Here is a 20,417-nt window from a genome sequence, read left to right on the forward strand (position 1 = left end):
AAAGTTTTGTAAATAAAGAAACTATGTGTAATTTTGCGCCGCTATTCGACTATGCGAAATAATTTAATAACAACATACTTAATTTAAAAAACATGATTGTAGTACCAGTAAAAGAAGGCGAAAACATTGAAAAAGCGCTGAAGAAATTCAAAAGAAAATTTGAAAAAACAGGTGTTGTAAAAGAACTGAGAAACAGACAGCAGTATGACAAACCGTCTGTTTTGAAGAGACTGAAGATGGAACGTGCCATTTACGTTCAAAAAATGCAACAGACAGAAGAATAATTAATTCTGCAAAATTAATTTGAATTATTGAATTCTTTTTCATAAATTCGTTGCTGAATAACAAAGGCGATGTTTCTTATGTTGAAAGAATCTTTTTTGGAGTACCTCCGTTATGAAAGGAATTATTCGGAGAAGACGGTTGTCTGCTACGGCATAGATCTGGACAAGTTTGAGGGGTACTTTAAGGGAGTGGACGAGGGTCTGGATTTTACCACGGTAGATGCGGATGTTATCCGGGGGTGGGTTGTCTCACTGATGGATGCAGGCTATACCGCAACTTCGGTAAATCGGAAGCTTAGTTCGCTCCGGTCGTTTTATCGCTATCTGCTGCGGAAAAAGGAAATCGCTTCCGATCCGGTACGGAAAGTACAGGGACCGAAAAAAAAGAAGCCTCTTCCGGTTTTCGTAAAGGAAAAGGATATGGATCGTCTGCTGGATGACACCGATTTCGGCAACGGCTTCAAGGCTGTGCGCGACCGTATGATAATAGAAATGTTCTATGCTACGGGGGTGCGTCTTTCCGAACTGGTAGGCCTGAAGGATTGTGACATTGATTTTTCGGCGGGGCTGATAAAAGTGACGGGAAAGAGAAACAAGCAGCGGCTGATTCCTTTCGGCAAAGAGCTGGAGGAAGATCTGACTGCCTATCTTTCGGTAAGGAACGAGGCTGTTCCGGGTACATGTGAGGCGTTGTTTGTCAGAAATGACGGCAGAGCCTTGTCGAACGGGATGGTTTATTTGTTGGTGAAAAGCAATTTGGCAAAAGTTGTAACGCTGAAGAAGAAAAGCCCTCATGTGCTGAGGCATACCTTCGCGACTTCGATGCTGAACCATCATGCGGAGCTGGAGTCGGTGAAAGAGTTGCTTGGACATGAAAGCCTGACAACGACTGAAGTCTATACGCATACGACTTTTGAAGAATCAAAGAAAGTTTATGAACAAGCTCATCCTAGAGCGTAAAGAAAAGGAGGTATTTATGGAACTGAGAATTCAATCAATTCATTTCGATGCATCTGAAAAACTGGAAGCTTTCATTCAGAAGAAGGCTGAGAAGCTCGAGAAGTTTTGCGATAATATAAAGAAAGTAGAGGTGTCTTTGAAAGTAGTAAAGCCTGAAACGGCGATGAACAAGGAAGCAGGAGTACGCGTACTTGCGCTGAATACAGAGTTTTACGCAGAGAAAATAAGCGATACATTCGAAGAATCGATAGACGTATGCATGGATGCATTGTCTAAACAGCTGTTGAAATCGAAAGAAAAGCAGCAAGGTAAATGATTTTTTTACAAAAAAGTTTTGTGGTTAAAAAAATATAGCTAACTTTGCAGCCGCTAAGCTACTGGAATATCTTGTACGTAGTGACTGCAAAGTTTTTGCCTCTTTAGCTCAGTTGGCCAGAGCACGTGATTTGTAATCTCGGGGTCGTTGGTTCGAATCCGACAAGAGGCTCAAGGAAGAAAGCAGAAAAGCGCAGAGTTTTCTCTGTTGTTCTTTGAAAGAAAGTTGGGCAAATACCAGAGTGGCCAAATGGGGCAGACTGTAAATCTGCTGGCTTACGCCTTCGGTGGTTCGAATCCATCTTTGCCCACTTGTTGCGGAAGTAGCTCAGTTGATAGAGCATTAGCCTTCCAAGCTGAGGGTCGCGGGTTTGAGTCCCGTCTTCCGCTCTTTAATTTCTTCTTTTTGCTGTTATAGCTCAGCGGTAGAGCACTTCCTTGGTAAGGAAGAGGTCCCGGGTTCAAGTCCCGGTAACAGCTCGCGAATTGTAAGCTGATTATTAATCAAAATAAATAAGTAAAGCTATGGCTAAAGAGAAATTTGAACGCACCAAACCGCATGTGAACATTGGTACGATTGGTCACGTTGACCACGGTAAGACAACTTTGACTGCTGCTATTACTAAAGTATTGGCAGAAAGAGGTTTCACTAAAGCTGACGAAATCAAGTCTTTCGATCAGATCGATAACGCTCCGGAAGAAAAGGAACGTGGTATTACCATCAATACTTCTCACGTAGAATATGAAACTGCAAATCGTCACTATGCTCACGTTGACTGTCCGGGACACGCCGACTATGTAAAGAACATGGTAACTGGTGCTGCTCAGATGGATGGTGCGATCATCGTAGTTGCTGCAACTGATGGTCCGATGCCTCAGACTCGTGAACATATCCTGTTGGCTCGTCAGGTAAACGTACCGCGCTTGGTTGTATTCCTGAACAAGTGTGATATGGTTGACGATGAAGAAATGTTGGAACTGGTTGAAATGGAAATGCGTGAACTGCTGTCATTCTATGATTTCGACGGTGACAATACTCCTATCATCCGTGGTTCTGCACTGGGTGCATTGAACGGTGTGAAAGAATGGGAAGATAAGATTATCGAACTGATGGATGCAGTTGATACTTGGATCCCTCTGCCTCCGCGTGATGTAGATAAACCTTTCTTGATGCCGGTTGAAGACGTATTCTCAATCACTGGTCGTGGTACTGTAGCAACAGGTCGTATCGAAGCTGGTCGCGTTAAAGTTGGTGACGAAGTTGAAATCCTGGGTCTTGGTGAAGATAAGAAATCAGTTGTAACTGGTGTTGAAATGTTCCGTAAGATTTTGGATGAAGGTGAAGCTGGTGATAACGTAGGTTTGTTGCTCCGTGGTATCGACAAGAACGAAATCAAACGTGGTATGATTCTGTGTCACCCGGGTCAGGTTAAGGCTCACTCTAAATTCAAAGCTGAGGTTTATATCCTGAAGAAAGAAGAAGGTGGTCGTCACACTCCGTTCCACAACAAATATCGTCCTCAGTTCTATCTGCGTACTATGGACTGTACAGGTGAAATCACTTTGCCGGAAGGAACAGATATGGTAATGCCGGGTGATAACGTAACTATCACTGTAGAATTGATCTACCCGGTTGCATTGAATGTAGGTCTGCGCTTCGCTATCCGTGAAGGTGGTCGTACAGTAGGTGCTGGTCAGATTACTGAACTTCTCGACTAATACAATCTCTGAATAATATTGGATAGTTCCCGGAGCCTTTTCGGGAACTATTTTTACGGGAATAGCTCAGTTGGTAGAGCATCGGTCTCCAAAACCGAGTGTCGGGAGTTCGAGTCTCTCTTCCCGTGCAAATTTTGAAGAATATGTTTAAAAAGATAACGAATTATTGTAAAGAATCTTATGACGAACTAGTCCATAAAGTTTCATGGCCTACTCGTAAAGAACTTTCTGGTAGTGCAGTAGTTGTTTTATATGCTTCCCTGCTAATTGCACTCGTTGTTTTCCTTATGGATTCTGCCTTCCAGTTTATTATGGAAGATGTTATCTACCCGCACTAATTTAACAGTAAAAGATGGCTGAGATTGAAAAGAAATGGTACGTTTTGCGTGCCGTAAGTGGTAAGGAAACCAAGGTGAAGGAATATATTGAGGCAGAAATGCGCAATACTAGCCTTGGCGAATACGTATCTCAGGTCTTGATTCCTACCGAAAAGATTTATCAGGTCCGTAATGGCAAGAAAATCGTGAAGGAGAGAACTTATCTCCCTGGTTATGTCTTGGTAGAAGCCGCATTGGTAGGTGAGGTTGCCCATCATTTGAGAAACATCACAAATGTAATCGGCTTCTTGGGTGGCCTTGACCATCCGGTTCCGTTGAGACAGTCGGAAGTGAATCGAATACTGGGTACGGTAGATGAGCTTCAGGAAGCGGGTGAGGATACAAATATTCCTTACACCGTAGGAGAAACAGTGAAAGTTACCGTTGGTCCGTTCAGCGGCTTCAGTGGTTTGATTGAAGAAGTGAGCGCGGAAAAACGTAAGCTGAAGGTTATGGTCAAGATATTCGGTCGGAAGACACCGCTCGAATTAGGCTTTACGGATGTGGAAAAAGAATGATGCATCTGTTACGTGTTATCATTCATTCGTTAAACATTTATATTTAAATTTTATTTAGAAATGGCTAAAGAAGTTGCTGGACAAATCAAATTACAGATTAAAGGAGGCGCAGCAAATCCATCACCACCTGTAGGTCCTGCTTTGGGTTCTAAAGGTATCAACATTATGGAGTTTTGCAAGCAATTCAACGCCAGAACCCAGGACAAGGCAGGTAAGGTTCTACCTGTAATCATTACTTACTATTCAGACAAGTCTTTCGATTTCGTAATCAAGACTCCTCCGGTAGCAATTCAGTTGCTTGAGGCAGCCAAGATTAAGAGCGGTTCTGCAGAGCCTAACCGTAAGAAAGTTGCTGAGCTTACTTGGGATCAGATCCGTGCTATTGCTCAGGACAAATTGGTTGACTTGAACTGCTTTACTATCGAGTCTGCTATGACAATGGTAGCAGGAACAGCTAGAAGTATGGGTATCGCTGTAAAAGGTGACTTCCCGGGTAATAACTAATTAACTTCAATTGATAATGGGTAAACTGACAAAAAATCAAAAGTTGGCTGCAGAAAAAATTGAAGCAGGGAAAGCATACTCACTGAAGGAAGCTTCACAGTTGGTAAAGGATATCACTTTTACTAAATTTGACGCTTCTTTGGATATTGACGTACGTTTAGGTGTAGACCCTCGTAAGGCAAACCAGATGGTAAGAGGTGTTGTTTCTCTTCCTCATGGTACAGGTAAACAAGTCCGTGTACTTGTTCTGTGTACGCCGGATGTTGAAGCTGCTGCAAAAGAAGCTGGTGCTGACTATGTTGGTCTTGATGAATATATTGAAAAGATCAAAGGTGGATGGACAGATATTGATGTAATCATCACTATGCCGTCTATCATGGGTAAGATCGGTGCTCTGGGTCGTATCCTCGGTCCTCGTGGATTGATGCCGAACCCGAAGAGTGGTACTGTGACTATGGATGTAGCTAAAGCTGTTAAGGAAGTTAAGCAAGGTAAGATTGACTTTAAGGTTGACAAGAGCGGTATCGTTCATACATCAATCGGTAAGGTTTCTTTCACTGCTGACCAGATCCGTGAAAATGCGAAGGAATTTATCGCTACTATCATCAAACTGAAACCGACCACAGCTAAAGGTACTTATATTAAGAGTATTTATCTTTCAAGTACTATGAGTAAGGGTATTAAGATTGACCCTAAGACTGTAGACGAAATCTAATAATTAAGGAGGAATCATGAGAAAGGAAGATAAAGGCGTAATTATTGGTCAGTTGGCTGATACCGTTAAGCAATACGGACATTTTTACATCGTTGATACAGCTGCTATGGACGCTGCTTCTACCAGCGAATTGCGTAGAAAATGTTTCAAGGCCGGTATCAAACTGATAGTTGTGAAGAATTCTTTGCTTCACAAAGCTTTGATGAGCTTCGATGTTGATTATTCACCATTGTTCGATTCTTTGAAGGGAACTACGGCAGTTATGTTCTGCGAAACGGCAAACGCTCCTGCTAAGTTGCTGAAAGAATACAAAGACGGTGTTCCTGCATTGAAGGCCGCTTATGCTGAAGAAGGTTTCTATGTAGGTGCAGATCAGCTCGAAGCTTTGGCAACAATCAAGAGCAAGAACGAAGTTATCGCAGATATCATTGCATTGCTGCAGTCTCCTGCGAAGAACGTTATCTCAGCTCTTCAATCAGGTGGCAACACCATTCACGGTGTTCTTCAGACATTGGCAGAACGTGCAGAATAATGTACGTAGCATGTTGAAGAATCACAAAACAACTTTAATTAATTCTATTTGTAACAAACAATTAAATTCATACAAAAATGGCAGATTTGAAAGCTTTTGCAGAACAATTAGTTAACTTGACAGTAAAAGAAGTTAATGAACTTGCAACTATCCTTAAAGAAGAATATGGTATTGAACCTGCTGCTGCAGCTGTAGCTGTTGCTGCTGGTCCTGCTGCTGGTGCAGCTGCTGTTGAAGAAAAGACTTCATTCGACGTAGTTTTGAAAAGCGCTGGTGCAGCTAAACTGCAGGTTGTTAAGGCCGTTAAAGAAGCTTGTGGTCTTGGCTTGAAAGAAGCAAAAGACTTGGTTGACGGTGCTCCTAGCACAGTAAAAGAAGGTTTGGCTAAGGACGAAGCTGAATCTTTGAAGAAAACTTTGGAAGAAGCTGGAGCTGAAGTTGAGCTTAAATAAGATTATCCTGTAAATCAGGCAGTTCGGTTAAGAGTCCCCTCTCAGGGGGATTCTTAACCTTTTTGCGTCTATATTAAGTTACACAGGTCTCTTAACCTGAAAATATTCATTATAACTCCATACAGATGTCTTCAAATACTAATAATCAACGAATTAATTTTGCTTCTGTTAAGAATCCGATGAAGTATCCGGATTTCCTGGAAGTGCAGTTGAAGTCATTCCAAGACTTTTTACAGTTAGATACTCCACCGGAAATGCGAAAGAACGATGGCTTGTATAAGGTATTTGCCGAAAATTTTCCGATAGCTGATACCCGAAACAACTTCGTGCTCGAGTTCCTTGACTACTATATCGATCCGCCTCATTATACGATTGAGGAGTGCCTCGAACGCGGATTGACTTATAGTGTTCCCTTGAAAGCTAAATTGAAGCTTTATTGTACTGACCCCGATCACGAAGATTTTGATACTGTGATCCAGGATGTATATCTGGGACCTATCCCATATATGACTCCGAAAGGTACTTTCGTCATTAATGGTGCCGAACGTGTTGTAGTGTCACAGCTGCACCGTTCTCCGGGCGTTTTCTTCGGACAGAGTATACACGCTAACGGTACTAAGTTGTATTCGGCACGTATTATTCCGTTCAAAGGATCGTGGATTGAGTTTGCAACGGATATCAATAACGTGATGTATGCCTACATCGACCGTAAGAAGAAGTTGCCTGTCACTACCCTGTTGAGAGCTGTCGGTTTTGAAAATGACAAGGATATCCTTGAAATATTCAACCTGGCCGAAGACGTGAAGGTAAACAAGGCAAACTTGAAGAAGATTATCGGCCGTAAGTTGGCGGCGCGTGTCCTGAAGACCTGGACTGAGGACTTCGTTGATGAAGACACCGGTGAAGTGGTTTCCATTGAACGTAACGAGGTAGTCATCGACCGTGAGACTGTCATCGAACCGGAACATATCGATCTGATTCTGGAATCGGGTGTACAGAACATCCTCGTTCACAATGAAGAAGCCAATTCTTCTGATTATTCCATCATTTTCAATACCTTGCAGAAAGACCCGAGTAACTCGGAAAAGGAAGCGGTATTATACATCTATCGTCAGTTGCGTAATGCAGATCCTGCCGACGACGCAAGTGCACGTGAAGTAATCAATAACCTGTTCTTCTCTGAAAAGCGTTACGACTTGGGTGAAGTGGGACGTTACCGTATCAACAAGAAGTTGAATCTGGATACTCCTATGGATGTCAAGGTATTGACCAAACAAGATATTATCGAGATCATCAAGTATCTGATCGAGTTGATCAACTCAAAGGCAGATGTGGATGATATCGACCATTTGAGTAACCGTCGTGTGCGTACAGTGGGTGAGCAGTTGTCAAACCAGTTTGCTATCGGTCTGGCACGTATGTCACGTACCATCCGTGAACGTATGAATGTACGCGACAATGAAGTGTTTACTCCGATCGACCTGATTAATGCCAAGACAATCTCGTCGGTCATCAATTCATTCTTCGGTACAAATGCTTTGTCACAGTTCATGGACCAGACAAACCCGTTGGCCGAAATTACTCACAAGCGCCGTTTGTCGGCTTTGGGTCCTGGCGGTCTGTCACGTGACCGTGCCGGATTCGAGGTGCGAGATGTACACTACACCCATTACGGCCGTCTGTGTCCGATTGAAACTCCTGAAGGTCCTAATATCGGTCTGATTTCTTCTTTGTGTGTATATGCGAAGATCAATGATTTGGGATTTATTGTGACTCCGTACCGGAAAGTGAAAGACGGAGTTGTCGACTTGTCGCCTGAAGGTATCGAATATCTGTCGGCCGAAGAAGAAACCGATAAGATCATTGCCCAGGGTAATGCACCGCTGAACGACGACGGTACATTTATCCGTGATAAAGTCAAGGCACGCCGTGATGCCGATTATCCGGTTGTCACTCCGGATCAGGTAGAACTGATGGATGTGTCTCCACAGCAGATTGCTTCTATTGCCGCATCACTGATTCCGTTCCTTGAACATGATGACGCGAACCGTGCATTGATGGGATCTAACATGATGCGCCAGGCTGTTCCATTGTTGAAGACAGAAGCTCCTATTGTCGGTACCGGTATTGAACGTCAGTTGTGTGAGGATTCACGTACACAGATTGCAGCTGAAGGGGACGGTGTGGTTGATTTCGTGGATGCAACTACAATCCGTATTCTGTATGACCGTACGGAAGATGAAGAGTTCGTAAGCTTCGAACCTGCATTGAAGGAATATCATATCCCGAAATTCCGTAAGACAAACCAGAGTATGACTATTGACCTGCGTCCGATCTGCGATAAAGGTCAGCGCGTAAAGAAAGGTGATATCCTTACTGAAGGTTATTCTACCGCTAACGGTGAACTGGCGTTGGGTAAGAATCTGCTGGTAGCATACATGCCGTGGAAAGGTTACAACTATGAGGATGCTATCGTATTGAACGAACGTGTAGTCCGTGAGGATATCCTTACTTCAGTGCATGTTGACGAGTATATTCTGGAAGTCCGCGAAACCAAACGCGGTATGGAAGAACTGACTTCCGATATTCCGAATGTGAGCGAGGAAGCTACTAAAGATCTGGATGAAAACGGTATTGTCCGTGTGGGAGCCCATATTGAGCCGGGAGACATCCTGATCGGTAAGATTACTCCGAAGGGCGAGTCTGATCCTTCTCCGGAAGAGAAACTGTTACGTGCCATCTTCGGTGACAAGGCCGGTGATGTGAAGGATGCTTCGTTGAAGGCTTCTCCATCTTTACGTGGTGTAGTGATCGACAAGAAACTGTATTCACGTGTTATCAAGACACGTAGCGAAAAGAATGCCGATAAAGCTATCCTGCCGAAACTGAATGAAGAATTCGAAGAAAAGGCTGCGGCATTGAAGACAATCCTGATCGACAAACTGTTGGTATTGACAGCCGACAAGGTATCTCAGGGTGTCAAGGATTATTTGGGAACGGAAGTCATTGCCAAGGGTGCCAAGTTTACCAAGCATGACCTGGAGTCATTGGATTATGCAGTAGTTCAGTTGAGCAAATGGACAACAGATGCGCATAAGAATGACATGATCCGTGACCTGATCATGAACTATCTGAAGAAATATAAAGAACTGGATGCCGAATTGAAGCGTAAGAAGTTTGCATTGACTATCGGTGACGAACTTCCTTCAGGCATTATCCAGATGGCCAAAGTCTATATCGCCAAGAAACGTAAGATCGGTGTCGGCGACAAGATGGCAGGTCGTCACGGTAACAAGGGTATCGTATCTCGTGTAGTACGTCAGGAAGATATGCCGTTCCTTGCCGACGGTACTCCGGTAGATATCGTATTGAATCCGTTGGGTGTGCCTTCACGTATGAATATCGGTCAGATTTTTGAAGCCGTATTGGGACGTGCCGGAAAAGAGCTGGGTGTGAAGTTCGCTACTCCTATCTTTGACGGTGCTTCTATGGATGATTTGGACAAGTGGACTGACAAGGCCGGTCTGCCCCGTTATTGTAAGACCGTAGTTTATGACGGTGGAACAGGTGAGCAGTTTGACCAGATGGCAACGGTAGGTGTTACTTACATGTTGAAACTGGGTCACATGGTTGAAGATAAGATGCATGCGCGTTCTATCGGTCCGTACTCTCTGATTACTCAGCAGCCGCTTGGTGGTAAAGCACAGTTTGGTGGCCAGCGTTTCGGAGAAATGGAGGTTTGGGCAATTGAGGCTTTCGGTGCCGCTCACGTACTTCAGGAAATCCTTACAATCAAGTCGGATGATGTGGTAGGACGCTCCAAGGCTTATGAAGCCATTGTCAAGGGTGAACCTATGCCTACTCCGGGTATTCCTGAATCTCTGAATGTATTGCTGCATGAATTGAGAGGTCTTTGCTTAAGCATAACACTGGAATAATTTATCAGTTGCCGGCCGAAGTCTTGACTGACGGCCGGTGACACTCAACTATCAAACTATATCATTATATAAAGTATGGCTTTTAGAAAAGATACTAAGATAAAGAGTAATTTCTCGAAGATTACGATTGGTCTGGCTTCACCGGAAGAAATTCTGGAGAATTCATATGGTGAGGTTTTGAAACCGGAAACCATCAACTACCGTACCTATAAACCGGAGCGTGACGGTTTGTTCTGTGAACGTATCTTCGGACCGGTAAAAGACTACGAATGTCACTGCGGTAAGTACAAGCGTATCCGTTACAAAGGAATCGTGTGTGACCGATGCGGTGTGGAAGTGACAGAAAAGAAAGTTCGTCGTGAACGTAGCGGTCACATCCAGCTGGTAGTACCGGTAGCACATATCTGGTATTTCCGTTCTTTGCCGAACAAGATCGGTTATCTGCTGGGCTTGCCGACAAAGAAACTTGATGCCATTATCTACTACGAACGTTATGTAGTGATTCAGCCGGGTGTAAAGGCTGAGGATGGTGTCAATCAATATGACCTTTTGTCTGAGGAAGAGTATCTGCAGATTATGGATACACTTCCGAAAGATAACCAATATCTGGAAGACAGTGACCCCAACAAGTTCATTGCCAAGATGGGTGCCGAAGCTATTTATGATTTGCTGACCCGTCTGGATCTGGATGCCCTTTCATATGAGTTGCGTCATAAGGCAAACAATGACTCTTCACAGCAGCGTAAGAACGAGGCTTTGAAACGTCTGCAGGTGGTTGAATCATTCCGTGCTTCACGTGGGCGCAACAAACCGGAATGGATGATTGTACGTATCGTACCGGTAATTCCGCCGGAATTGCGTCCGTTGGTTCCGTTGGATGGTGGTCGTTTTGCTACTTCCGACCTCAACGATCTGTACCGTCGTGTAATTATCCGTAACAACCGTCTGAAACGACTGATTGAAATCAAGGCTCCGGAGGTGATCCTGCGTAATGAAAAGCGTATGTTGCAGGAAGCTGTCGATTCGCTGTTCGATAATTCACGTAAGTCAAGTGCAGTGAAGACAGATTCAAACCGTCCGTTGAAATCTCTTTCAGACAGCTTGAAAGGTAAACAGGGACGTTTCCGTCAGAATCTGTTGGGTAAACGTGTCGACTATTCTGCCCGTTCCGTAATTGTCGTAGGTCCGGAACTGAAGATGGGTGAATGTGGTATTCCGAAACTGATGGCTGCCGAACTTTACAAGCCGTTCATTATCCGCAAACTGATTGAACGAGGTATCGTGAAGACCGTGAAATCGGCAAAGAAGATCGTTGACCGGAAAGAACCTGTAATCTGGGATATCCTGGAACATGTAATGAAAGGACATCCGGTTCTGCTGAACCGTGCCCCGACACTGCACCGTCTGGGTATCCAGGCATTCCAGCCGAAGATGATTGAAGGTAAGGCCATCCAGCTTCACCCGTTGGCATGTACGGCATTCAACGCCGACTTCGACGGTGACCAGATGGCGGTTCACTTGCCTTTGAGCAATGAAGCTGTTCTGGAAGCTCAGATGTTGATGCTCCAGTCACACAATATATTGAACCCGGCTAACGGGGCACCTATCACTGTACCTGCACAGGATATGGTACTTGGTCTGTATTACATTACCAAACTGCGTAAGGGAGCCAAAGGTGAAGGACTGATTTTCTACGGTCCGGAAGAAGCAATGATTGCCTATAACGAAGGTAAGGTAGATATCCATGCAATCATCAGTGTATTGACAAACGACCTGGATGAAAACGGTAATATTGTCAAGAAGATGATCAAGGAAACTTCTGTAGGACGTATTATTGTCAATGAACTGGTTCCGGATGAATGTGGTTATCTGAATACCATTATCTCAAAGAAGTCATTGCGTGATATCATCAGCAATGTCATCAAGACTGTCGGTGTTGCCCGTGCCTGCGAATTCCTGGACGGTATCAAGAACTTGGGTTACCGTAAGGCATTCGAAGGTGGTCTGTCATTCAACCTGGGTGATATCATCATCCCGAAAGAAAAGGAAGAACTGGTAAAACGGGGTAATGAAGAGATCGAACAGATCATGATGAACTATAACATGGGTTTCATTACCGACAATGAACGTTACAACCAGGTTATCGATACATGGACACATGTTAACAGTGACTTGTCGGATATCCTGTACAAGACCTTGAAGAACGATGACCAGGGATTCAACTCTGTATTCATGATGCTGGATTCCGGAGCCCGTGGTTCTAAGGAACAGATCCGCCAGCTGTCCGGTATGCGTGGTTTGATGGCCAAGCCGCAGAAAGCCGGTGCCGAAGGCGCACAGATCATTGAAAACCCGATCCTTTCTAACTTTAAGGAAGGCTTGTCTGTGCTTGAGTACTTTATTTCTACCCACGGTGCCCGTAAGGGTCTTGCCGATACGGCGTTGAAGACGGCCGATGCCGGTTATCTGACCCGTCGTCTGGTAGACGTTTCCCATGATGTGATCATCAATGAGGAAGATTGCGGTACATTGCGCGGACTGGTATGTACAGCCTTGAAGAATAACGATGAGGTTATCGCTACATTATATGAACGTATCCTGGGACGTGTTTCTGTACACGATGTGATACATCCTACGACAGGTAAGCTGATTGTAGCTGCCGGTGAAGAAATTACCGAGCCTATTGCGCAGGAAATCGAAGATTCTCCGATTGAAAGTGTGGAAATCCGTTCGGTATTGACCTGTGAATCCAAGAAGGGGGTGTGCGCCAAGTGTTACGGACGTAACCTGGCAAGCAGCCGTATGGTCCAGAAGGGTGAGGCCGTTGGAGTCATCGCCGCACAGTCAATCGGTGAACCGGGTACTCAGTTGACCTTGCGTACATTCCATGCCGGTGGTATTGCCGGTAATATGGCAGCCAATGCAAGTATTGTTGCCAAAAATGATGCACGTCTGGAATTCGAAGAGCTGCGTACGGTTGATGCCGTAGAAGAGACTGGTGAACCGGTTAAGGTTGTGGTTGGCCGTCTGGCTGAAGTGCGTTTCGTTGATATAAATACAGGTATTATATTATCGACCCATAACGTACCTTATGGTTCAAAACTGTATGCTTCGGACGGAGAAGTGGTTGAGAAAGGCAAGTTGATAGCCAAATGGGATCCGTTCAATGCTGTTATCGTGACAGAAGCTTCCGGTAAGATTGATTTCGAATCGGTAATCGAAAATGTCACTTATAAAGTTGAATCGGATGAAGCTACCGGATTGCGTGAAATCATCATTACTGAATCAAAGGACAAGACGAAGATTCCTTCTTTGCATATTCTGGATGAAAACGGTGGCGTGATCCGTACCTATAACCTGCCGGTAGGCGGACATGTGGTAGTAGAAGACAAACAGCAAGTCAAGGCCGGAAATATTCTGGTCAAGATTCCTCGTGCCGTAGGTAAGGCCGGTGATATTACCGGTGGTCTTCCTCGTGTTACCGAGCTGTTTGAAGCACGTAACCCGTCGAACCCGGCAGTCGTTTCTGAAATAGACGGTGAAATTACAATGGGCAAGATCAAACGTGGTAACCGTGAGATTATCGTTACATCCAAGACCGGTGATGTACGTAAGTACCTGGTGGCATTGTCCAAGCAGATTCTGGTTCAGGAAAACGACTATGTACGTGCCGGCACACCTTTGTCGGACGGTGCAATTACTCCGGCCGATATTCTGGCTATCAAAGGCCCTACGGCCGTACAGGAATACATTGTAAATGAAATTCAGGATGTATATCGTCTGCAGGGTGTGAAGATCAATGACAAGCACTTTGAGATTATTGTACGCCAGATGATGCGTAAAGTCCAGATTGATGAACCGGGTGATACCCGCTTCCTGGAACAGCAGGTTGTAGACCGTCTTGAGTTCAATGAAGAAAATGACCGTATCTGGGGCAAGAAGGTTGTTGTCGATGCCGGTGATTCGCAGAACTTGCAGCCGGGGCAGATTGTGACAGCACGTAAGTTGCGTGATGAGAACAGTATGTTGAAACGTCGTGACCTGAAGCTGGTTGAAGTGCGTGACGCGGTTCCTGCTACATCTACTCAGATCCTGCAGGGTATTACACGTGCGGCATTGCAGACTTCAAGCTTCATGTCGGCTGCGTCATTCCAGGAGACTACCAAAGTCTTGAATGAAGCTGCCATCAACGGAAAGGTCGACAAGCTGGAAGGTATGAAGGAAAATGTGATCTGTGGTCATCTGATTCCTGCCGGTACCGGTCAGCGTGAGTTCGAGAAGATCATTGTAGGTTCCAAGGAGGAATACGACCGTATTCTGGCTAACCGTAAGAATGTGCTCGATTATAGTGAAGTGGAATAATATCCATATACATGTGTTAGGAAAGGATGTGTCTGTATGGGCACATCCTTTTTTTGTCGATTTATTGATGCCGACAGACTTTTTCCCTATATTTGCGTCACTAACAATATTCTTTGTTTTATAAATTATATTTTATCATGGAAAACGAAAATAACAATAACCAGCTTCAGATTGAATTGAAGGATGAGATTGCCCAAGGTACTTATGCCAATCTGGCTATTATCACTCATTCTACTTCAGAGTTTATTTTGGATTTTGTACGTATCATGCCGGGAATGCCTAAGGCCGGAGTTCAGTCACGTATTATCATGACTCCGGAGAATGCCAAACGTCTGATGTATGCGTTGCAGGACAATGTGGTGAAGTACGAGCAGAATTTCGGCCCCATCCGTATGCCCGAAGAACAGCAGGCTGGCAGCAAGACTTTTGTGCCGCCGTTGAGTGATTTCAAGGGTGAGGCCTGATTCTTTTTGTTATAAAGAGTAGATTCCCACAGTCTTTCTGTCTTAACGGCAGGAGCAGGCTGTGGGAATCTGTGTGTTCCGGTCTGTACCGAGTTCCGGTCAGTTATATATCCGATCCGGAGTATGCAGACAGATATGGCCTATTGGGTATACATCTTGCTAATCAGGGGGATGGGAGTTTTGTTTTTCGGTTCAGATTGTCCGGGTGTAGATAGCCAGAGTAGAATGGAAGCTATAGGAACTGTATCAATGATGCGATAGGCCAGGTGAAAAAAGATTTTTTTGAAGAAAACCTGTTTTTTATTGTAAAACAGTTTGGTTATTAAAAAGTTATTTGTAATTTTGCAGCCCGAAATGTATAGTTTCGCTGAAGGATTGGAAAACAATAAACAAAATATATAACAATTAAAAATCAAACAAAATGCCTACTATTCAACAGTTAGTAAGAAAAGGAAGAACGGTTCTGGCAGATAAAAGTAAATCACCTGCGCTGGATTCATGTCCGCAGAGACGTGGCGTTTGCGTTCGTGTTTATACTACTACTCCGAAGAAACCGAACTCAGCAATGCGTAAAGTTGCCCGTGTGCGTCTGACAAACTCTAAGGAAGTTAACTCATATATTCCGGGAGAAGGCCACAACTTGCAGGAACACTCAATCGTATTGGTACGTGGTGGTCGTGTGAAAGACCTTCCGGGTGTACGTTATCACATCGTTCGCGGTACATTGGATACTGCAGGTGTTGCAGGTCGTACACAGAGACGCTCCAAATATGGTGCTAAACGTCCGAAACCAGGACAGGCTCCGGCTGGAAAAGGTAAGAAATAATCTTGGCTGAGTACAATCCTTTAAAAAAGACTTTTATTAATTCGTTTTGGTTTGTTGGAAAAGCTTTAAGGTTGAGTAAATGCTTCGGAGGAAGCGTTGAAGTAAACAGAAATGCAGCCCCAAACTAAACATTATTATCAAACAAAATGAGAAAAGCAAAACCAAAAAAACGTGTGATCCTTCCGGATCCGGTATTCAACGATCAGAAGGTTTCCAAATTCGTTAACCATCTGATGTATGATGGAAAGAAGAATACTTCTTATGAAATCTTCTATAACGCGCTGAAAACTATTGAATCTAAGCTTCCTGGAGAAGAAAAATCTGCTTTGGAGGTATGGAAAAAAGCTTTGGACAATGTGACTCCGCAGCTGGAGGTTAAGTCTCGCCGTATCGGTGGTGCGACTTTCCAGGTTCCGACAGAAATCCGTCCTGACCGTAAAGAGTCAATTTCAATGAAAAACTTGATCGCTTTCGCTCGTAAACGCGGTGGTAAGTCAATGGCCGATAAGTTGGCTGCTGAAATCCTTGATGCGTACAACGAACAAGGTGGTGCTTTCAAACGTAAGGAAGATATGCACCGTATGGCAGAAGCTAACCGTGCTTTCGCTCACTTCAGATTTTAATCAGGTATAATTAATTAAGAAGGAATTAAAATGGCTAAACATGATTTGCATTTGACCCGTAACATCGGTATCATGGCCCACATCGATGCTGGTAAAACCACTACTTCAGAACGTATTCTGTATTATACTGGTTTGACTCACAAGATCGGTGAAGTTCATGATGGTGCTGCTACGATGGACTGGATGGAACAAGAGCAGGAACGTGGTATTACTATTACTTCTGCTGCCACAACCACTTATTGGAACTATGCAGGCCACAAGTATAAAATCAACTTGATCGATACTCCGGGACACGTAGATTTTACTGCTGAGGTAGAACGTTCTTTGCGTGTGCTGGATGGTGCTGTTGCAACTTATTGTGCGGTAGGTGGTGTAGAGCCGCAGTCAGAAACTGTATGGCGTCAGGCTGACAAGTATAATGTTCCACGTATCGGTTATGTAAATAAGATGGACCGTTCGGGTGCCGACTTCTTTGAAGTAGTACGTCAGATGAAGGACGTTTTGGGCGCTAACCCTTGTCCGGTTGTCATTCCTATCGGTTCTGAGGAAAATTTCAAGGGACTGGTTGACTTGATTAAGATGAAGGCTATCTACTGGCATGATGAGACTATGGGTGCCGATTATGAAATCGATGACATCCCGGCAAACCTGGTTGATGAAGCTCAGGAATGGCGTGACAAGATGCTGGAGAAAGTTGCTGAATTCGATGAATCGTTGATGGAGAAATATTTCGATGATCCTTCAACTATTACTGATGAGGAAATTCTGCGTGCTTTGCGTGCCGGTACATTGAAGATGGAGATTGTTCCGATGTTGTGCGGTTCTTCATTCAAGAATAAGGGTGTACAGACATTGTTGGACTATGTATGTGCTTTCTTGCCTTCTCCTCTGGATACTCCGAATATTGTGGGTACAAACCCGACTACCGGTGCTGAAGAAGACCGTAAGCCGGATGAAGATGAGAAGACTGCAGCTTTGGCATTCAAGATCGCTACTGACCCGTATGTAGGTCGTCTGACATTCTTCCGTGTTTACTCTGGTAAGATTGAAGCTGGCTCTTATATCTTCAACTCCCGTTCAGGTAAGAAGGAACGTGTTTCCCGTCTGTTCCAGATGCATTCAAACAAGCAGAATCCTGTAGAAGTAATCAGCGCAGGTGATATCGGTGCAGGTGTTGGTTTCAAGGATATCCGTACAGGTGATACACTGTGTGACGAAACTGCTCCGATTGTATTGGAATCTATGGATTTCCCGGAACCGGTTATCGGTATCGCAGTAGAGCCGAAGACTCAGAAAGACTTGGACAAGCTGTCTAACGGTTTGGCTAAGCTGGCTGAAGAAGACCCGACATTTACAGTACGTACAGACGAGCAGACTGGCCAGACTATCATCTCTGGTATGGGTGAGCTTCACTTGGATATCATCATCGACCGTCTGAAACGTGAGTTCAAGGTTGAATGTAACCAGGGTCGTCCGCAGGTTAACTACAAGGAAGCTATCACTAAGACTGTTGAATTGCGTGAAGTTTACAAGAAACAGTCAGGTGGTCGTGGTAAGTTTGCCGACATTATCGTATCAGTAGGTCCGGTTGATGAAGATTGGAAGCAGGGTGGTCTGCAGTTCATCGATGAGGTGAAAGGTGGTAACGTGCCTAAGGAATTCATCCCTTCAGTACAGAAAGGTTTCCAGACTGCAATGAAGAACGGTGTATTGGCCGGCTTCCCGCTCGACTCACTGAAAGTTGTGTTGAAGGATGGTTCATTCCACCCGGTTGACTCTGACCAGTTGTCATTCGAAATCTGTGCTATCCAGGCATACAAGAATGCTTGCGTGAAGGCAGGTCCGGTACTGATGGAGCCGATCATGAAACTGGAAGTTGTAACTCCGGAAGAAAACATGGGTGATGTAATCGGTGACTTGAACAAGCGTCGTGGTCAGGTGGAAGGAATGGAAACAAGCCGTTCCGGTGCCCGTATTGTGAAGGCAATGGTTCCGCTGGCTGAAATGTTCGGTTATGTAACTGCTTTGCGTACCATTACTTCTGGTCGTGCTACTTCTTCTATGAGCTATGATCATCATGCTCAGGTTTCCAGCTCAATCGCAAAGGCTGTACTGGAAGAAGTGAAGGGTCGTGTTGATTTGGTATAATCTAAAATAAATAAGATAAAAAGGCTTGAAGCTGATGGGGACAAGCGAATGACTCTTTGTCCCCATGCTTCAGCTTATTGTAAACTAAAAATTTAATAATTAAATGAGTCAGAAAATCAGAATTAAACTGAAATCTTACGATCACAACTTGGTAGACAAGTCAGCAGAAAAGATTGTAAGAACAGTGAAGGCTACAGGCGCTATTGTCAGCGGTCCTATTCCATTGCCGACACACAAACGTATCTTTACTGTAAACCGTTCGACTTTCGTTAACAAGAAGTCACGTGAACAGTTTGAATTGTCTTCTTACAAGAGACTGATTGACATCTATAGCTCAACTGCCAAGACAGTAGATGCTTTGATGAAGTTGGAATTACCGAGTGGGGTAGAAGTAGAAATTAAAGTTTAATGATTTAAAATTTAACTGAAATGCCAGGATTATTAGGAAAGAAAATCGGAATGACATCCGTTTTCAGTGCTGATGGTAAGAACGTACCATGCACTGTTATCGAAGCTGGTCCTTGTGTAGTTACTCAGATTAAGAGTGTAGAAAAAGATGGCTATGCAGCTGTTCAGGTAGGTTTCCAGGACAAGAAGGAAAAGCATACTACAAAGCCGTTGATGGGTCACTTTAAAAAAGCTGGAGTAACTCCAAAGAGACACTTGGCCGAGTTCAAAGATTTCTCAGAAGAATTGAATTTAGGTGACACTATTACTGTAGAACTGTTCAATGACGCTGCTTATGTAGATGTTATCGGTACCTCTAAAGGTAAAGGTTTCCAAGGTGTAGTAAAACGCCATGGATTCGGTGGTGTTGGTCAGACAACTCATGGTCAGCATAACCGTGCCCGTAAACCGGGTTCTATCGGTGCTTGTTCTTACCCTGCAAAAGTATTCAAGGGAATGCGCATGGGCGGACAAATGGGTGGTGACAGAGTGACTACTCATAACTTACAGGTATTAAAGGTAATTCCAGAACATAACCTGCTTCTGATTAAGGGTTCTGTTCCGGGTTGCAAAGGTTCAATCGTAATAATTGAGAAATAATGGAAGTTAACGTATTAAATATTAAGGGTGAAGATACCGGAAGAAAGGTTTCTTTGAATGAATCTATCTTCGGAATCACTCCGAATGATCACGCTATCTATCTTGACGTAAAACAGTATATGGCTAATCAGCGCCAAGGAACTCACAAGTCAAAAGAAAGAAGCGAAATCAGTGGTTCTACTCGTAAATTGGGCCGTCAGAAAGGTGGTGGCGGCGCACGTCGTGGTGATATCAACTCTCCTTTGTTGGTTGGTGGTGCACGTGTATTTGGTCCTAAACCTCGTGATTATTGGTTCAAACTGAACAAGAAAGTAAAGGCTTTGGCTCGTAGATCAGCTTTGTCATACAAGGCTCAGGGAAACAACATTATTGTAGTTGAAGACTTCACTTTTGAAGCTCCGAAGACTAAAGAATTTGTAAATGTTGTGAATAATCTTAAAGTAGCTGGTAAAAAGCTGCTTATGGTTTTGCCGGAAGCAAATAAAAACGTATATTTGTCAGCTCGCAATTTAGAGCGTACAAATTTGACAATTGCTTCTGCGCTGAATACTTACAATGTATTGAACGCAGAAACTCTTGTTGTTACAGAGAGTGCATTGAAAGCTATCGAAGAAACCTTAGTTAAATAATTAA

At 44.1% G+C, this 20,417-nt stretch carries 19 protein-coding genes and 5 tRNA genes; all 24 read left to right on the forward strand.

Annotated elements, in window-relative coordinates:
• The first annotated feature begins 92 nt into the window (after positions 1-92).
• The 24 genes from rpsU to rplD all read left to right on the forward strand — a co-directional run bounded on the left by rpsU (position 93) and on the right by rplD (position 20,413).
• Complete coding sequence (gene rpsU / locus BQ7489_RS00620) at positions 93-284, forward strand: 30S ribosomal protein S21 (RefSeq protein ID WP_072529615.1); 192 nt, start codon at positions 93-95, stop codon at positions 282-284.
• Between the two features lie 78 nt (positions 285-362).
• A complete protein-coding gene (locus tag BQ7489_RS00625) occupies positions 363-1,244 on the forward strand; it encodes a tyrosine-type recombinase/integrase (protein WP_072531956.1) in 882 nt (293 codons plus the stop codon).
• 16 nt (positions 1,245-1,260) lie between these two features.
• Complete coding sequence (gene hpf / locus BQ7489_RS00630; protein WP_072531955.1) at positions 1,261-1,560, forward strand: ribosome hibernation-promoting factor, HPF/YfiA family; 300 nt, start codon at positions 1,261-1,263, stop codon at positions 1,558-1,560.
• A gap of 97 nt (positions 1,561-1,657) precedes the next feature.
• Positions 1,658-1,731: transfer RNA gene (locus tag BQ7489_RS00635), tRNA-Thr, on the forward strand.
• A 56-nt stretch (positions 1,732-1,787) separates the two neighbouring features.
• Positions 1,788-1,870: transfer RNA gene (locus BQ7489_RS00640), tRNA-Tyr, on the forward strand.
• A gap of 6 nt (positions 1,871-1,876) precedes the next feature.
• Positions 1,877-1,949 (forward strand) — tRNA-Gly (locus tag BQ7489_RS00645).
• Positions 1,950-1,967: 18 nt separating this feature from the next.
• Positions 1,968-2,039, forward strand: a tRNA-Thr gene (locus tag BQ7489_RS00650).
• A gap of 45 nt (positions 2,040-2,084) precedes the next feature.
• Positions 2,085-3,278 carry an elongation factor Tu gene (gene tuf, locus BQ7489_RS00655; protein WP_072529616.1) on the forward strand — a complete coding sequence of 398 codons (1,194 nt, stop codon included), beginning with the start codon at positions 2,085-2,087 and terminating at the stop codon, positions 3,276-3,278.
• A 55-nt stretch (positions 3,279-3,333) separates the two neighbouring features.
• Positions 3,334-3,406, forward strand: a tRNA-Trp gene (locus tag BQ7489_RS00660).
• A gap of 15 nt (positions 3,407-3,421) precedes the next feature.
• Positions 3,422-3,616 carry a preprotein translocase subunit SecE gene (gene secE / locus BQ7489_RS00665; protein ID WP_072529617.1) on the forward strand — a complete coding sequence of 65 codons (195 nt, stop codon included), beginning with the start codon at positions 3,422-3,424 and terminating at the stop codon, positions 3,614-3,616.
• Between the two features lie 14 nt (positions 3,617-3,630).
• Complete coding sequence (gene nusG, locus BQ7489_RS00670; RefSeq protein WP_072529618.1) at positions 3,631-4,173, forward strand: transcription termination/antitermination protein NusG; 543 nt, start codon at positions 3,631-3,633, stop codon at positions 4,171-4,173.
• 60 nt (positions 4,174-4,233) lie between these two features.
• Positions 4,234-4,677, forward strand: a complete 444-nt coding sequence (gene rplK / locus BQ7489_RS00675) for a 50S ribosomal protein L11 (protein WP_072529619.1) — start codon at positions 4,234-4,236, stop codon at positions 4,675-4,677.
• 16 nt (positions 4,678-4,693) lie between these two features.
• Positions 4,694-5,392, forward strand: coding sequence for a 50S ribosomal protein L1 (rplA, locus tag BQ7489_RS00680; RefSeq protein WP_072529620.1), 699 nt, complete (start codon positions 4,694-4,696; stop codon positions 5,390-5,392).
• Between the two features lie 16 nt (positions 5,393-5,408).
• A complete protein-coding gene (rplJ, locus tag BQ7489_RS00685; RefSeq protein ID WP_072529621.1) occupies positions 5,409-5,924 on the forward strand; it encodes a 50S ribosomal protein L10 in 516 nt (171 codons plus the stop codon).
• A 77-nt stretch (positions 5,925-6,001) separates the two neighbouring features.
• Positions 6,002-6,376, forward strand: coding sequence for a 50S ribosomal protein L7/L12 (rplL, locus tag BQ7489_RS00690; protein WP_072529622.1), 375 nt, complete (start codon positions 6,002-6,004; stop codon positions 6,374-6,376).
• A gap of 125 nt (positions 6,377-6,501) precedes the next feature.
• Positions 6,502-10,314 carry a DNA-directed RNA polymerase subunit beta gene (gene rpoB, locus BQ7489_RS00695; RefSeq protein WP_072529623.1) on the forward strand — a complete coding sequence of 1,271 codons (3,813 nt, stop codon included), beginning with the start codon at positions 6,502-6,504 and terminating at the stop codon, positions 10,312-10,314.
• Between the two features lie 75 nt (positions 10,315-10,389).
• Positions 10,390-14,676: a DNA-directed RNA polymerase subunit beta' gene (gene rpoC / locus BQ7489_RS00700; protein WP_072529624.1), complete on the forward strand. Its 4,287-nt coding sequence runs from the start codon at positions 10,390-10,392 to the stop codon at positions 14,674-14,676.
• Between the two features lie 137 nt (positions 14,677-14,813).
• Complete coding sequence (locus tag BQ7489_RS00705; RefSeq protein WP_072529625.1) at positions 14,814-15,140, forward strand: DUF3467 domain-containing protein; 327 nt, start codon at positions 14,814-14,816, stop codon at positions 15,138-15,140.
• 421 nt (positions 15,141-15,561) lie between these two features.
• Positions 15,562-15,966, forward strand: a complete 405-nt coding sequence (gene rpsL / locus BQ7489_RS00710; RefSeq protein WP_072529626.1) for a 30S ribosomal protein S12 — start codon at positions 15,562-15,564, stop codon at positions 15,964-15,966.
• Between the two features lie 146 nt (positions 15,967-16,112).
• Positions 16,113-16,589 (forward strand): 30S ribosomal protein S7, encoded by a 477-nt coding sequence (gene rpsG, locus BQ7489_RS00715; protein WP_072529627.1) that lies wholly within the window; start codon positions 16,113-16,115, stop codon positions 16,587-16,589.
• A 30-nt stretch (positions 16,590-16,619) separates the two neighbouring features.
• Positions 16,620-18,737: an elongation factor G gene (gene fusA / locus BQ7489_RS00720; RefSeq protein WP_072529628.1), complete on the forward strand. Its 2,118-nt coding sequence runs from the start codon at positions 16,620-16,622 to the stop codon at positions 18,735-18,737.
• 103 nt (positions 18,738-18,840) lie between these two features.
• Positions 18,841-19,146 carry a 30S ribosomal protein S10 gene (gene rpsJ, locus BQ7489_RS00725; RefSeq protein ID WP_002558075.1) on the forward strand — a complete coding sequence of 102 codons (306 nt, stop codon included), beginning with the start codon at positions 18,841-18,843 and terminating at the stop codon, positions 19,144-19,146.
• A 20-nt stretch (positions 19,147-19,166) separates the two neighbouring features.
• Positions 19,167-19,784, forward strand: coding sequence for a 50S ribosomal protein L3 (rplC, locus tag BQ7489_RS00730; RefSeq protein ID WP_025892834.1), 618 nt, complete (start codon positions 19,167-19,169; stop codon positions 19,782-19,784).
• Complete coding sequence (gene rplD, locus BQ7489_RS00735) at positions 19,784-20,413, forward strand: 50S ribosomal protein L4 (RefSeq protein WP_072529629.1); 630 nt, start codon at positions 19,784-19,786, stop codon at positions 20,411-20,413. The genes rplC and rplD overlap by 1 nt, the downstream gene beginning before the upstream one ends.
• Positions 20,414-20,417: the final 4 nt, after the last annotated feature.

This window comes from Bacteroides ilei (assembly GCF_900128495.1).
GTDB classification, from domain to species: domain Bacteria; phylum Bacteroidota; class Bacteroidia; order Bacteroidales; family Bacteroidaceae; genus Phocaeicola; species Phocaeicola ilei.